General features: G+C 74.8%; 14 protein-coding genes. 9 read left to right on the forward strand and 5 right to left on the reverse strand.

What is annotated here, in order from left to right; all coding sequences use genetic code 11:
- Nucleotides 1–40: 40 nt before the first annotated feature.
- The 7 genes from ACFYMO_RS07675 (at nucleotide 41) to ACFYMO_RS07705 (ending at nucleotide 6,979) form a co-directional block, all read left to right on the forward strand.
- Nucleotides 41–661: an XRE family transcriptional regulator gene (locus tag ACFYMO_RS07675; RefSeq protein WP_366772195.1), complete on the forward strand. Its 621-nt coding sequence runs from the start codon at nucleotides 41–43 to the stop codon at nucleotides 659–661.
- A gap of 141 nt (nucleotides 662–802) precedes the next feature.
- Nucleotides 803–2,059, forward strand: coding sequence for an NAD(P)/FAD-dependent oxidoreductase (locus tag ACFYMO_RS07680; RefSeq protein ID WP_388544953.1), 1,257 nt, complete (start codon nucleotides 803–805; stop codon nucleotides 2,057–2,059).
- Complete coding sequence (locus ACFYMO_RS07685; protein ID WP_366772193.1) at nucleotides 2,056–2,406, forward strand: (2Fe-2S)-binding protein; 351 nt, start codon at nucleotides 2,056–2,058, stop codon at nucleotides 2,404–2,406. Before ACFYMO_RS07680 ends, ACFYMO_RS07685 begins: the two co-directional genes overlap by 4 nt.
- On the forward strand, nucleotides 2,403–3,962 hold the full coding sequence (locus ACFYMO_RS07690; RefSeq protein WP_388544956.1) for an FAD-dependent oxidoreductase: 1,560 nt from the start codon (nucleotides 2,403–2,405) through the stop codon (nucleotides 3,960–3,962). Before ACFYMO_RS07685 ends, ACFYMO_RS07690 begins: the two co-directional genes overlap by 4 nt.
- Nucleotides 3,963–3,969: 7 nt before the next feature.
- Nucleotides 3,970–4,935: a dihydrodipicolinate synthase family protein gene (locus tag ACFYMO_RS07695; RefSeq protein ID WP_366772191.1), complete on the forward strand. Its 966-nt coding sequence runs from the start codon at nucleotides 3,970–3,972 to the stop codon at nucleotides 4,933–4,935.
- Nucleotides 4,935–5,936, forward strand: coding sequence for a proline racemase family protein (locus tag ACFYMO_RS07700; RefSeq protein ID WP_366772190.1), 1,002 nt, complete (start codon nucleotides 4,935–4,937; stop codon nucleotides 5,934–5,936). Before ACFYMO_RS07695 ends, ACFYMO_RS07700 begins: the two co-directional genes overlap by 1 nt.
- 299 nt (nucleotides 5,937–6,235) lie before the next feature.
- On the forward strand, nucleotides 6,236–6,979 hold the full coding sequence (locus ACFYMO_RS07705; protein WP_366772189.1) for a maleylpyruvate isomerase family mycothiol-dependent enzyme: 744 nt from the start codon (nucleotides 6,236–6,238) through the stop codon (nucleotides 6,977–6,979).
- On the opposite strand, the gene ACFYMO_RS07710 is transcribed toward ACFYMO_RS07705, so the two are convergent.
- Together ACFYMO_RS07710 and ACFYMO_RS07715 are read right to left on the reverse strand one after the other, a co-directional pair.
- Nucleotides 6,927–8,180, reverse strand: coding sequence for a Cmx/CmrA family chloramphenicol efflux MFS transporter (locus ACFYMO_RS07710; protein ID WP_388544961.1), 1,254 nt, complete (start codon nucleotides 8,178–8,180; stop codon nucleotides 6,927–6,929). The genes ACFYMO_RS07705 and ACFYMO_RS07710 overlap by 53 nt on opposite strands.
- 410 nt (nucleotides 8,181–8,590) lie before the next feature.
- The gene (locus tag ACFYMO_RS07715) at nucleotides 8,591–9,205 is read right to left on the reverse strand and encodes a TetR/AcrR family transcriptional regulator (protein ID WP_366772187.1); all 615 of its coding nucleotides are present in this window, start codon (nucleotides 9,203–9,205) and stop codon (nucleotides 8,591–8,593) included.
- Nucleotides 9,206–9,356: 151 nt separating this feature from the next.
- Between ACFYMO_RS07715 and ACFYMO_RS07720 the strand changes: the two genes are divergently transcribed.
- Complete coding sequence (locus ACFYMO_RS07720) at nucleotides 9,357–10,196, forward strand: NmrA family NAD(P)-binding protein (protein WP_388544964.1); 840 nt, start codon at nucleotides 9,357–9,359, stop codon at nucleotides 10,194–10,196.
- A gap of 22 nt (nucleotides 10,197–10,218) precedes the next feature.
- Here ACFYMO_RS07720 and ACFYMO_RS07725 read toward each other — a convergent pair whose 3' ends face one another.
- Nucleotides 10,219–10,863 carry a dihydrodipicolinate synthase family protein gene (locus tag ACFYMO_RS07725; protein WP_388544967.1) on the reverse strand — a complete coding sequence of 215 codons (645 nt, stop codon included), beginning with the start codon at nucleotides 10,861–10,863 and terminating at the stop codon, nucleotides 10,219–10,221.
- A 185-nt stretch (nucleotides 10,864–11,048) separates the two neighbouring features.
- On the reverse strand, nucleotides 11,049–11,786 hold the full coding sequence (locus ACFYMO_RS07730) for an SDR family oxidoreductase (RefSeq protein ID WP_366772184.1): 738 nt from the start codon (nucleotides 11,784–11,786) through the stop codon (nucleotides 11,049–11,051).
- Nucleotides 11,787–11,849: 63 nt separating this feature from the next.
- Here ACFYMO_RS07730 and ACFYMO_RS07735 point away from each other — a divergent pair, with 63 nt between their 5' ends.
- Nucleotides 11,850–12,413, forward strand: coding sequence for a MarR family transcriptional regulator (locus tag ACFYMO_RS07735; RefSeq protein WP_366772182.1), 564 nt, complete (start codon nucleotides 11,850–11,852; stop codon nucleotides 12,411–12,413).
- Nucleotides 12,414–12,570: 157 nt separating this feature from the next.
- Here the strand turns inward: ACFYMO_RS07735 and ACFYMO_RS07740 are convergent, their stop codons facing one another.
- Nucleotides 12,571–12,924 carry a hypothetical protein gene (locus ACFYMO_RS07740; RefSeq protein WP_388544970.1) on the reverse strand — a complete coding sequence of 118 codons (354 nt, stop codon included), beginning with the start codon at nucleotides 12,922–12,924 and terminating at the stop codon, nucleotides 12,571–12,573.
- Nucleotides 12,925–13,201: the final 277 nt, after the last annotated feature.

Here is a 13,201-nt window from a genome sequence, read left to right on the forward strand (position 1 = left end):
TTCCGTATACCGAACAGAGCATCGCGAGGAAGGAGGGGCCGTGAGCGGTCCCCAGGGGTCGATCCGGAGCATGCTGGCGCTCAACCTGAAGCGGGTGCGGGCCCGGCGCGGACTGTCGATCTCCGAGCTCTCCCGCCGGTCGAGGATCGGCAAGGCGACGCTCTCCCAGTTGGAGTCGGGCACCGGCAACCCCACCATCGAGACGGTCTTCAGCCTCTCGCGCGTCCTGGAGGTGCCGATCTCCGACCTGCTGGACGCCCAGCGGCCGGCGGGGCTGCGCGTGGTCCGCGGCGAGGACGTCGAGGTGCTCAGCGGCGAGGGGGTCGACCTGCGCCCGCTGCAGCGGATCGAGTCCGGAGAGGCCGTCTTCGAGGTGTACGACCAGCAGTTCCGGGCCGGTGAGCGGCGGGACTCGCCGGGCCATGTGGGCATCGAGCACACCGTGGTGCAGGCCGGGCGGCTGGAGGTGGCGGTCGACGGCGAGGAGGTGGAGCTGACGGCCGGGGACTACGTCGCCTTCGACGCCGCACTCCCGCACAGCTACGCCGCCGCGGAGGGCACGGTGCGCTCGGTGCTGCTCCTCCAGTACCGGACGGACCAGCGGCTGCAGCCGAGCGCCCCGCACGCGCCGCCCGAAGCGGACGCCCCGCACGGCGCGTGAGCCGCGGTCCGCGCGGCAGGCCCGCCACCCGGACCGCGGCGCCCCGGCTCCGCCCTCCGGCGCCCGGATGCAGATCCGTTGACACGCCCCGGGCGCTGGCATAGCGTCCGTATCGTTCGCTTTGCCGAACAGGGAGGTTCGATGGACCGAACGCGGGTCGCGGTGCTCGGCGCCGGCATCATCGGAGTGGCCTGCGCGCGGGAACTCGCCCTGGCCGGGCTGGAGGTGACGCTGCTCGACCGCGGCGGCGCGGGCGCGGCCACCACCTCGCACGGCGAGGGCAACATCCTGGTCTCCGACAAGGGCCCCGGCCCGGAGCTGCGGCTGGCCCAGTTCTCCCGGCGGCTGTGGCCCGAGGTGCTGGCCGCCGTAGCGGAACGCTCCCGGGCCGGGCGCCGGGCGGTCGAGGCAGCCGAATGGGACCCGAAGGGCGGCATCGTCGTCGCCACCACCGACGCCGGGGCCCGCGGCCTGACGGAGTTCTCCACGGCCCAGCGCACCGCCGGGGTGCGGGCCGAGGAGCTGACCGCCGACGCGCTCCGCGCGGCCGAACCCTTCGTCACCTCCGCGCACACGGCGGCCGTCCACTACCCCGAGGACGCCCAGGTGCAGCCCGCGGGCGCGGCGGCGGCGCTGCTCACCGACGCGCGCGCGGCGGGCGCCGAACTGCGCACCGGCGAGGAGGTGCTGGCCGGGGTCGTGCGCGGCGGCCGGCTGACCGGGGTCCGCACCTGCGCCGGACTGCTGGAGGCCGATCTGTTCGTCGACGCGGCCGGACCGTGGTCGGGTGTGCTCTCCGCCCGACTCGGGGCGCCGGTCGCCGTGGCACCGCGCCGGGGCGATGTGCTGGTGACGACGCCGCTGCCGCCGACCGTCTTCCACAAGGTGTACGACGCGGACTACGTGGGCGCGGTCGGCAGCAGCGAGGAGGAGTTGCAGACCGCCGCCGTGGTGGAGTCCACCGCGGCGGGCAGCGTGCTGATCGGCTCCTCGCGGCGCCGGGCGGGCTTCGACGACCGGCTGCGGCCCGAGGCACTGTCGGCAGTCGCCGCCAAGGCACTGCGGCTCTTCCCCTCCCTGGCGGGAGTACCGGTGATGCGGGCGTACGGCGGATTCCGGCCGTACGTGCCGGACCATCTGCCGGTCATCGGGGCCGATCCCCGGCTGCCGGGGCTCTGGCACGCGACCGGTCACGAAGGGGCCGGGATCGGGCTGTCGGTGGGCACCGGGCGGCTGCTGCGGGAACTCGTGCTGGGCGAACCGGCCGGAGTCGGGAGCCATGCCTTCCGGGTGGACCGCCCGGCCGTACTGGCAGCGCCGTCCTCCCGGCGGGAGGAGGAGCAGGAGCGGCCGCCGGCCTCCCGCCGGCAGGAGCAGCAGGGACAGGAGGAGAGATGAGTCCGAGACGCGTACCCGCCCGCGGTGCCGCCGCCGGCCGCGGGGAGCGCCCGCTGCGGATCACCGTCGACGGCCGGCCCGTCGACGGCGTCGCGGGGCAGACGGTGGCCGGCGTGCTGCTCGCCGCCGGCCGCACCGCGTGGCGCAGCGGGCCCTCCGGAGCCGCGCGCGGGGTGTTCTGCGGCATCGGTGTCTGCTTCGACTGCCTGGTGACCGTCAACGGGGACCGCGACGTACGCGCCTGTCTGCGGCGCGCCGCGGACGGCGACGAGGTCCGCACCCAGTCCAGGGCCCGGCCCGGCACCGGAGCGGGCGGGTCCGCGGAGCGCGGGGAGGTGGCCGGGTGACCCGCCGTCATGTCGTGGTGGCCGGCGCCGGGCCGGCCGGGCTGGCCGCCGCGCACGCCGCGCTGGCGGCGGGCGCCCGGGTGACGCTGGTCGACTCCGCCGAACAGCCCGGCGGCCAGTACCACCGGATGCCTCCCGAGGCGTACGCCGAGCACCCCGGCACGCTCCGGCACGGCCGGGCCGCCTTCCTCCGGCGGCGCCACCGGGTGCTGACGCATCCACGCTGCCGCTGGCTGCCGGAGACCTCGGTGTGGGCCCTGGAGCGTACCGGCCCCGGCGACGGCGCCCCCGCGGCGGGAACACCCGCGGGGGGAGGCTTCGGACCGCCGCCGCGGGTGCATCTGCTGTGCGGCGGCCCCGCGGACGGCGCCGGGCGCGCCCGGCGCACGCTGGACGCGGACGCGCTCGTACTGGCGACCGGCGCACACGACCGGGTGCTGCCCTTCCCCGGCTGGGAGTTGCCGGGCGTCTGCACCGCCGGGGCCGCGCAGGCGCTGGTGAAGGGGGAACGCCTGGTGATCGGCGACCGCGTCGTCGTCGCGGGCAGCGGGCCCTTCCTGCTCGCGGTCGCCGCGTCGTTGCTGGAGGCCGGTGCGGGAGTGCGGGAGGTGCTGGAGGCCGGCACCTTCCCCGCCCTGGGCCGCAACTGGCTCGACCGGCCCTGGGAGTTGGCGGCGCAGCTCGGCAAGACGGCCGAACTCGGCAGAGGCGCCGCGGCGTTGGTGCGCCACCGGGTGACCTACCGGCTCGGCCGTGCGGTCGTGGAGGCGCGAGGCGACGGCCGGGTGGAGGAGGTCGTCACGGCGCGGCTGCGCCCGGACTGGTCGGTGGTCGCCGGGACGGAGCGCACGGTGCCGGTGGACGCGCTGTGCGTCGGGCACGGGTTCACCCCCCGGCTGGAGCTTCCGCTGGCCGCGGGCTGCACGGTGCGGGGCGCACCGGACGGTACCGGTGGCGGCGCCGGGCCGTTCGTGGTGGTGGACGGGGAGCAGCGCACCAGCGTGCCGGGCGTCTTCGCCGCCGGGGAGATCACCGGTATCGCCGGGGCCCCGGCAGCCCGGGCCGAGGGCGCCGTCGCGGGATGGGCGGCCGCCGGCGGCGACCGTGCGGTGCCCGCGCTGCGGGTGCTGCGGCGCAGCCGGGACGAGGGCTTCGCCCGCAGGCTGGCCCGGGCGCATCCGATCGGTGCGGGCTGGCCCGGCTGGCTGCGCCGGGACACGATCGTGTGCCGCTGCGAGGAGACCGACTACGGCACGCTGTGCGCGGCGTTCGACGACGCGGCGCAGGCGGCGCCGCGGGTCGCGAAGCTGAGCACCCGGGCCGGGCTCGGCCCGTGCCAGGCCCGGGTCTGCGGCCCCACCGTCGCCGAGCTGCGGGCGCGGCTCGGCGACGCGGGGTCCACGGGCCGCGGTACGGACGCGGAGCGGCCCGAGCACGCCCCGCACCGCAGACCGCTGGCCCAGCCCCTCCGGCTCGGTGAACTGGCTGCTGCGTCAGAGCCGTTCGCCGTCCCGGAGGACCCGTCCGACCCGACCGACCCGACCGACCAGAGGTGAGACGCTCATGACCGGCGACAACCGAGCCGCCCGGCCCGCACGGCCGCAGCGGACCCCGCGGGGTCTCGGCGGTGTGCTGGTGGCCACCGCGCTGCCCTACCGCGAGAACGCCTCGGCCCCGGCGGGCCTGGCCGTGGACCACGACCGCTATGCCGCGCACTGCCGGTGGCTGGTGGAGAGCGGCTGCGACGGCGTCGGGCCCAACGGCTCGCTGGGCGAGTACTCCTCCCTCACCGACCGGGAGCGCCGGGAGGTGGCCCGCACCGCGATCGAGGCGGTGGGCGGTACGGGCAGTGTCGTCGTCGGGGTGCACGGCGTCGGCTCCCACCAGGCCCGCCGCTGGGCGGAGGCCGCCGCGGAGGACGGCGCGGACGGGGTGCTCTGCCTGCCGCCGACGATGTACCGCGCCAACCGGGGCGAGGTGCTGGCCCACTTCGCGGAGGTGGCCGCCGTGGGTCTTCCGGTGATGGTCTACAACAACCCGATCGACACCAAGGTGGATCTCACCCCGGAACTGGTCGCGGAGATCGCGCAGATCGACAACGTCGTGGCCGTCAAGGAGTTCTCCGGGGACGTGCGGCGCGTGCTGGAGATCAGGGAGCGGACCGCGGGAACCGGGCTGGAGGTCGTCAGCGGCGCCGACGACGTGGTGCTGGAGAGTGTGCTGATGGGGGCGACCGGCTGGTTCGCCGGGTTCCCCAACGTCTTCCCGGCCGAGTCTGCGCAGCTTTTCGAACTGGCAGCGGCGGGGAAGCTGGAGGAGGCGCGAGCCCTGTACGAACCGCTGGTGGCCGCCTTCCGCTGGGACTCGCGCACCGAGTTCGTCCAGGCGATCAAGCTCGGCATGGAGCAGGTCGGCAGGTTCGGCGGCCCGTGCCGCCCGCCGCGCGGACCGCTGAGCCCGGCGCAGCGGGAACAGGTCGAGGCCGACATGGCGCGCGCGGTCGCCGCACTCGCACGGCGGGGGGCCTGATGCGCTCGGTCCGTTCGCTCAGTGCCGTCGACTCGCACACCGAGGGCATGCCGACCAGGGTCGTGACCGGCGGGGTGCCGCCGATCCCGGGTGCCACGATGGCCGAGCGCCGCCGCTGGGCCGTCGCGCACCTGGACGAGCTGCGCAGGTTCCTGGTGGACGAGCCGCGCGGGCACCCGGCGATGAGCGGCGCGCTGCTGCAGCCGCCGCTCCGCCCGGAGGCCGACTGGGGTGTGGTCTACGTCGAGGTGAGCGGCTTCCTGCCGATGTGCGGACACGGCACCATCGGGGTGGCGACGGTCCTGGTGGAGACCGGCATGGTGGAGGTGACCGAGCCCGAGACCACGGTCCGGCTGGACACCCCCGCCGGTCTGGTGGAGGCGCGGGTGACCGTGCGGGACGGGGCGGCCGAACGGGTCACGCTGCGGAACGTGGACGCGTTCGCGCTGGAGCTGGACGCCGTCGTCCGGGTGCCGGGGCTGGGCGAGGTCGGCTACGACATGGCGTACGGCGGCAACTTCTACGCCATCACCGAACTCGACCGGCTCGGCCTGCCGTTCGACCGGGCGCGGAAGGACGACATCCTCGCCGCGGGCCTCGCCCTGATGGACGCCGTCAACGAGCGCAACCGGCCGGTGCACCCCGTCGATCCAGCGATCAGCGGCTGCAAGCACGTGCAGTTCCTGGCGCCGGGCTCGGACGGGCGGCGCTCGCGCAACGCCATGGCCATCCACCCCGGCTGGTTCGACCGCTCACCCTGCGGCACCGGCACCTCGGCACGGATGGCGCAACTGCACGCACGCGGCGCGCTTCCGCTGCGCACGGAGTTCGTGAACGAGTCGTTCATCGGCACCCGCTTCACCGGGCAGCTGCTGGACACCACCGAGGTCGGCGGAGTACCCGCGGTCGTACCGGAGTTCTCCGGCCGCGCCTGGATCACCGGTATGGCCACCTATCTCCTCGACCCCCGGGACCCGTTCCCGCACGGCTTCGTCCTCTAGGTCGTGTCTTCGAAGCCCCGTCCGCCCGGCCCCGCCCGGCACCCACGCTCCTTCGAAGACACTCCCCGGGTGTATTGATCACCGGCGTTGACAACGCTCGTGATCAATACACCCGGCCGACCGGGCGGACCACGGACCCGCCCGACTGCCCCACCGCCGAACCGCCGGATCACGAGACCGGGAGGCCGGAGCAGTGGGCCGTTCCCGCCCTGCCGCGGCAGGGCGGGCGGTGCGCCGACGACGATCGCCCGCAGCGGAACACCGTGACAAAGGCAGTGCCCGGTAGGCAGGCTCGGCCCATGGAGAGACCTGAGTTCGTGGAAGTTCTGCGCGCCGAGGCCCGGTTGTTCGCCGACGCGGTCGGCCGGGCCGAGCCCGGCGCGCCGGTGCCGACCTGCCCGGAGTGGACCGTGCGGGACCTGGCCCTGCACCTGGGTACGGTGCACCGCTGGGCGGCCGGGATGGTGCGCGAGGGCCGCACGGAGCCGGTACGGCCCTCGCCGCCGGCCGGACTGGCCGACGAGGCGCTCGCCCCCTGGCTGCGGGAGGGCGCCGAACTGCTGGTCGAGGTGCTGGAGGCGGCGCCGGAGGACCTGGACTGCTGGACGTTTCTGCCCGCCCGGTCCGCCGCGGCCTTCTGGACCCGCAGGCAGGCCCACGAGACGGCGGTGCACCGGGTCGATGCCGAGGCGGCGCTCGGGGCGCCCCTCTCCCCGCTGCCCGCCGGGTTCGCAGCCGACGGGGTCGACGAGTTGCTGTGCGGCTTCTATCCGCGGGGCGGCCCACCGGAGGGCTTCGCCGCCGATCCCCGCACCCTGCACCTCCGGGCGACGGACGTCGCCGGCGCCGCCTGGACCGCGGTCCTGGGCGACCCGGCGCGGGCGGAACGCGCCACCGCGCCCCCGGCCGCGCCGGACTGCGTGTACGAGGGCACGGCACAGGACCTCTACCTCGCCCTGTGGAACCGGCTCCCGCTCTCGGACCTGACCCTCAGCGGTGAGGTGTCCGTGGCGCACCGCTGGCGGGAGGTGTTCCGGCCGTGACCGCTGCAGCTGCCCGCCGCCGGATCGCGCCCCGGGTGGCGACGGCCTGCGCCGCCCCGCCCACCGCCCACGCGAGCAGCACCAGGAGGGCGCTGATCCACAGCGGGCCGCGGTAGCCGGATCCGCTGCTCAGCGCGAGGCCCCCGGCCCAGGGGCCCAGCGCGGCGCCGACGTTGAGCGCCGCCGTCGCGAAACCGCCCGCGAGGGAGGGTGCCTCGGCGGCGGCGTACAGCGCCTGGGAGATCAGTGTGGAGCCGACGGCGAACGACAGCGCGCCCTGGACCGGCACGAGGACGACGGCCGCGTACGGGTGGCCGGCCGTCAGCGCGAACAGAGCCCACCCGAGCGGCAGTACGGCGCCGCCCGCGACCAGCAGCTGCAGCGGATGCCGGTCGGCGAGCCGGCCCGCGGCGGCGGTGCCCAGGAAGGAGCCGAGGCCGAAGAGGGCCAGCAGCCCCGGCACCCAGCCGTCCGCGAACCCGGCCACCTCGGTGATCAGCGGAGCGAGGTAGGTGAAGGAGCAGAAGGTGGCGCCGTTGACCAGGGCGCCCAGCAGCAGCGTCACCAGCAGCCGCGGCCCGCGCAGGGCCCGCAGTTCCCGGCGGACGCCGGTGGTCGGTGCGGCCTCCGGGTGCGCGGGCCGCGGTGCGTCCGGGCGCGCTCCGGGCAGCGAGCGGACGAGGGCCGCGAGGGCCGGTGCCGAGAGCAGTGCCACGGCCCAGAACGCGGCGCGCCACCCCCACGCCTGCCCCAGCAGGGCTCCGGCGGGCACTCCGGCGACGCAGGCGAGCGTGACCCCGCCGAGCAGCACGGAGACGGCCCGCCCCTTGGCGTCGGGCGGCACCATCGCGGCCGCGGCGGCCAACGCGACGGCGAGGAAACCGGCGTTGGCCAGCGCCCCGACCACCCGGGCGGCGACCAGGACGGCGAAGCTCGTCGTCGACGCGCCCACGACATGGGCCAGCAGGAACACGCACAGGAAGCACAGCAGTGCCCCGCGCCTGTCCCAGCGGCTGCCGAGGGCCGCCATCAGCGGCGCGCCCACGACCATTCCGACGGCGAACGCCGAGGTCAGCGACCCAGCCGCCGCGAGGGACACCCCCATTGCGGCGGCGATTTCCGGTACGAGCCCGGACAGCATGAACTCCGACATCCCCTGCGCGAAAACCGCCAACGCAAGTACGTACAGCACGAAAGGCATGAAACCCGCAATCCTCACTCGGATCGGAAAGGACGGCGGCAGGCGCGCGGCACCGGCGGCGGGGTCTGACGGAGGCAGCCTGAGCAGGCTTCACGGCACCTCGTGCGGAGGTGCGCGGGTCAGGAAGGAGTCGGCCCGGGCCGGGCGCATGGCGGCACTGCCGCGGAACAGCGCGGGACACGGCGATCCGGTGGCGTGCGGCGGACGCGGACGCGGACGGCGCGGGACAGCCACCGGAGAACCGGTGGCTAGCGTCTGGACGCCTCGGGGCTGGACATGCCCGCACTGTAACCGTGCGGGGCGCCGCGCTCCACGGGTTTTCCGGGCGGCGTCGCGCGGGACGGGCGGTGATGGGGGCAAGCGCGGCAGGGGCACGGCCGTCGAGGTGCCGGCCACCCGGAGGCGGGTGTTCAGCCGTCGGCGGGAGGGGTGGACCGGTCACCGCTCCTCGGGGCGAGGAACCTGGCGACGAAGGCGGCGAGTTGGGCCCGCGCCTGCTCGCGCCCCGTCCCTTCCTGACCGACGAGATGTTCGACGAGATCGGCCCGGGCGGCGGCGAGCAGCACATGGGCGGTGAATCCGCTGTCGGCGAGTCCGGGCACCTGGGCGAGCAGGTCCCGGAGCGTGTGGTGCCATTTCGCGTAGTGCGGCGCCAGATAGGGGCTGTCGCTCCCGGTTCCCTCCAGTGCCAGGGCGAGGTGCCGGTTGTCGAACTTGAAGCAGAGGACCGCGTCCAGGAGCGCGGGCACCCGCTCCAGCGGCGGGGCCGACGGCCCGAGCGGCGGCTCCCCCTCCTCCACCGCCGTCCTGACCGGTTCGAGGCGGGCTTCGAACAGCGCCCGGATCAGGCCGGTGCGGTCCCCGAAGGCCCGGAACAGCGTCGCCTTCCCGACACCGGCGGCCTCCGCGATGTCGGCCATGGTGACGGCTTCGGGGCGCTCGCAGCCGGCGAAGAGGGCGTCGGCCGCCGCGAGTACGGCCGCCCGGTTGCGGACCGCGTCCTTGCGTGGCTTGCGTTCGGGCATGCGGTGACTCCAGATTGCGATACGGACCGGCGGTCCGTATCGTCTATCGAAACGGACCCCGGGTCCGCATCGTACTGGACGGAGCGGGCGACCACGGGCCCCCTCGTACTGCTCCAGGAGCCCGCGAGTGACTTCACCGGAAGGAACCCCCATGAGCAGCCCCTACACCGTCCTCGTCATCGGGGCCACCGGTACCACCGGCCGCCGAATCACCACCCGGCTGACCGCCGCCGGGCACCGGGTCAGGGCCGCCTCGCGCGGCGCCGATGCCGTACCCGGCGCCGAGGCCGTCCGGTTCGACTGGCACGACCAGGCCACCCACGACGACGCCCTGCGCGGCGCGGACCGGGTCCATCTGACCCCGCCGCCGGGCCACCCGGAGCCGGCCGAGGTCGTTTTGCCCTTCCTCGACCGGTCCCGCAGCGCCGGGGTGCGCCGCGCGGTGCTGCTCAGCTCCTCGGCCATCCCCGCCGGAGGACCGGCCACGGGCCGCATCCACCGGGAACTCCCCGGACGGTTCGCCGAGTGGGCGGTGCTGCGGCCCTCGTGGTTCATGCAGAACTTCACCGGCGACCACCCGCACGCGCAGTCCCTCCGTGCGGACGGCACTCTCCTGACGGCGACCGGCGACGGACGGGTCGGCTTCGTGGACGCCGAGGACATCGCAGCGGTCGCCGTCCACGCGCTGACCGACACCCGCTCCCCGAACACCGACCTGATCCTCACCGGCCCGCAGGCGCTCTCCTACGACGACGTCGCCGCCGTCCTCAGCCGCGTCACCGGCCGCGCCGTCACCCACCGGAAGCTCACCGGCGGCCAACTGCGCGACCGGCTCGCCCAGTCGCTGCCCACCGCCTTCGCCACGCTGCTCGCCGGGCTGGACCGGGCCATCGCCGAGGGCACCGAGGACCGCACCACCGACACCGTGCGGCGCCTCACCGGCCGCCCGGCGGGCACTTTCGCCGCCTTCGCCGAACGAGAGCTGACCTGAGCAACGTTCGCGGCAGGAAGCGTCACGGAGTGGCCACGTACGATGCCGCCGCCCCGGCGCCGGCGGCGGGTCCGGGTACGGCCGCGGGTGCGTCGGCAGCGGCACGGCCCGACGCCCCGGCTTCGACTTCGGCCCCGATCTCGGCTTCGGCTTCGCCCTCGGCACGGGCGAGGAGCGCGAGCAGTCGCGCCGCCAGCCGCAGCAGGCTCCCGGTGGTGCGCGCGGTCCCGGTACGGCCGGGGATGTCGTACAGCATCACGGGCAGCCCGGTGGCGTCGGCGACGGTACGCAGATGGTGGACCACGGCCTCCTGCGTGGGGCGCGAGTAGTACGGCGTCACCACCAGGAGGCCGTCCGCACCGCACGCTTCGGCGTCCCGGGCGAGCGCGGCAGTGTGGCGGGTGTCGCTCGAACCGACCCCCGCCACGACCCGGGCCCGGCCCCCCACTTCCGCCGCCACGGCACGCACCAGCGCGCCCTTCTCCTCGTCCGAGGTGGCCGGCGACTCCCCCGTCGTCCCGCTGAGCACCAGAGCGTCACAGCCCCCCTCGTCCACCAGCCGCACGGCGAGCCGCCGCGCGCCCTCGACATCCAGCTCCCCCGCCTCGTCGAAGGAAGTGACCATGGCGGCTGCGACGCGCCCGAAAGGGCCTGTGGAGAGCGGCATGCCGGGAGTGTGCGGCCGTCCCCGCCCGCGGGACCATTCAATTGCCGTGAACCCGCGGGTCAGCAGCGCTTCACGGTGCGGCTGAGCCCGCTCGCGGCGGCGCTGCCACCCGGGCCCGCGTCGAGGACGGGGCTTGGGCACGGGGCACGAACCCGGGCCCGGACTCGTGTTCGGCCTCCGCGCGGTCAGCGGGTGCCTCGCTCCCCGCCGTTGACGTTGAGCACCTGCGCCGTGATGTCGCGCGCCGCGGGCGAGGCCAGGAACGCGACGGCGCCTGCGATGTCCTCCGGGCGGCCCGGGCGGCCGACCGCGGTGGAGGCGATGAGGTGAGCGCGCCGCTCGGGGGTGAGGTGGTCGCCGAAGAACTCCGTGTCGGCCACGTATCCCGGTGCGACGACGTTCGCCGTGATGTCGCGCGCGCCCAGTTCACGGGCCAGGCCGAGGTTCCAGGAGGCGAGCCCCGCCTTGGCCGCGCCGTAGGCGCCCGCGCCCTTGTCGGCCGCGATGGAACCGATGCTGACGACCGCCCCGCCTTCGGCCAGCCGGTCCTCGACCGCCTCGGTCGTCAGCGCCGCGGTCAGCAGATTGGCGTCCAGATTGGCGCGGAAGCTCCGGGCGAACCGCGCCAGGGGGCTGAGCGCGGCCCCCTCGGCGGCTTCGTCCGGGCCGAAGTCGGTGTTCCCGCCCGCGTTGTTGACCAGTACGTCGAGCCGCTCGGGCAGCGACGGCAGCAGCCGGGTCACCGCCTCCGGGTCGGTGTGGTCGCAGACCACGGCCCGTGCGCCGAGCCGTTCGGCGGCCGCCGCCAGCGGAGCCTGCCGCCGCCCGGTCAGCACGACCGTGTCCCCCTGCTCCGCGAAGTGCCGCGCCACGGCAGCCCCGATGCCTGTCGCGCCACCGGTGACCAGGATGCCGCGTGCCATAAAGTGTCCTCCAGATTTGTTCAGGACTAAATTTAGGCCTAAACGTAATGTGGGGAAGCGGACATGGCAAGCGACGAGCACCCGCTGGACACCCCGTCCGACTACCCGGTGGCGGACATCGCCGCCGCGTGGGAACGCGAGCGTCCAGGTACCCCCGTCTCCTCGATCGGCATCGTCACGCCGCTGTGGCGGCTGGCCAAACTGTTCGCCGACGACCGCCGCCGGGTGCTCGCCCGCGCGGGCGTCGACGTCGCCACTCTTGACCTGCTCAGCATGCTGCGGCGCGCGGGTGAGCCGTACGCCCTCACCACCCGCGAACTGGCGGACCGCTCCATGGTCACCGCCGGCGCCATCTCCCAACGGGTCGCGCGGGCCGAACAGGAGGGACTGGTCACCCGCCGCCCCGGCGAGGGCCGCCGCCGTTCGGTCGTCGTGGAATTGACCACCGCCGGACACCGGCTGGTCGAGTCCACCGTCGACCAGGTCCTCACCCGTGAGGCCGAACTGCTGACGGGCCTCGCACCGGACCAGCAGGAACAGCTCACCGGGTTGCTGCGGGTGCTCCTGCAGGACGTGCAGCACCGGTTGAACGACCACCGGCTGACCCAGGTGGGCGAACAGGAGTGACCAGCGACCAGGTGTACTGATCCACGAGCATGGACGACGTCAGGCCCGCCTGATCACGGCGAAGAGAGAGGTACGACAGAGTCCGACAGGGCCGGCCGGCAACAAGAGCGCCTCGCGGGTGCCGCTGGATCACTCGGCTCCTGGCCCGCTGCCGCTCTCACACCGCTATCGGAACCCACGGCATCGCCTCACGCCATCCCCCGCGGTCGTACGCCCAGTCGATCATCACCTTGGCGATCGGCGCCGGGCCGATCATCTCGTGCGGCCTGGGGACATGGACCTGGAAGTGCTTGTCCGCGCTGCCTTCGCGGTACTCCACCTGGTAGCTCATGTCGTCGTTCAGATACACCTGCATGTAGTGCTGATCCACAGGCTCAAGGTCGAGCCTTTCCAAGATCACGAACCGGTGCCGCAGGTTCATGTCCGCCAGCAGATCGTGCAGAACTTCCTCGCTCGGATCGTCCACCGCACGCCCGTCGTCCTCGGTTGCCCGCAGTACTGGTTGCGCCATGCTCGCGACTCTACTGATCCACCAGGGGCCACCCACCCACCAGTGCCCTTTCGGACGCGGCCCGACCGCGGACATCCCGGGCGGCCGTCGGCCCGGGCAGTCGTCGTCCCGGCGGCCGTCGCCCACGGAGGGGCAGCCACGAGCACGCCGGGCCGCCGGCATACCCGGGCTTCCGGGCACCGTCGGACAGGGGGCACCGGTGCCCGCCGGGGACGCCCGGGTCGGTGACCGAGAAGGAGGGGCCTCGGTCCGCGGAAGTAGGCCCCTCGCCCCATGT

Origin of the sequence: Streptomyces sp. NPDC007025, assembly GCF_042869455.1 — a bacterium.
GTDB lineage: Bacteria > Actinomycetota > Actinomycetes > Streptomycetales > Streptomycetaceae > Streptomyces.

Coding starts and splice junctions, on each gene's coding strand:
- ACFYMO_RS07680 (WP_388544953.1), top strand. CDS start 803: ATGGACCGAACGCGGGTCGCGGTGCTCGGCGCCGGCATCATCGGAGTG.
- ACFYMO_RS07685 (WP_366772193.1), top strand. CDS start 2,056: ATGAGTCCGAGACGCGTACCCGCCCGCGGTGCCGCCGCCGGCCGCGGG.
- ACFYMO_RS07695 (WP_366772191.1), top strand. CDS start 3,970: ATGACCGGCGACAACCGAGCCGCCCGGCCCGCACGGCCGCAGCGGACC.
- ACFYMO_RS07700 (WP_366772190.1), top strand. CDS start 4,935: ATGCGCTCGGTCCGTTCGCTCAGTGCCGTCGACTCGCACACCGAGGGC.
- ACFYMO_RS07705 (WP_366772189.1), top strand. CDS start 6,236: ATGGAGAGACCTGAGTTCGTGGAAGTTCTGCGCGCCGAGGCCCGGTTG.
- ACFYMO_RS07710 (WP_388544961.1), bottom strand. CDS start 8,180: ATGCCTTTCGTGCTGTACGTACTTGCGTTGGCGGTTTTCGCGCAGGGG.
- ACFYMO_RS07715 (WP_366772187.1), bottom strand. CDS start 9,205: ATGCCCGAACGCAAGCCACGCAAGGACGCGGTCCGCAACCGGGCGGCC.
- ACFYMO_RS07720 (WP_388544964.1), top strand. CDS start 9,357: ATGAGCAGCCCCTACACCGTCCTCGTCATCGGGGCCACCGGTACCACC.
- ACFYMO_RS07725 (WP_388544967.1), bottom strand. CDS start 10,863: ATGCCGCTCTCCACAGGCCCTTTCGGGCGCGTCGCAGCCGCCATGGTC.
- ACFYMO_RS07730 (WP_366772184.1), bottom strand. CDS start 11,786: ATGGCACGCGGCATCCTGGTCACCGGTGGCGCGACAGGCATCGGGGCT.
- ACFYMO_RS07735 (WP_366772182.1), top strand. CDS start 11,850: ATGGCAAGCGACGAGCACCCGCTGGACACCCCGTCCGACTACCCGGTG.
- ACFYMO_RS07740 (WP_388544970.1), bottom strand. CDS start 12,924: ATGGCGCAACCAGTACTGCGGGCAACCGAGGACGACGGGCGTGCGGTG.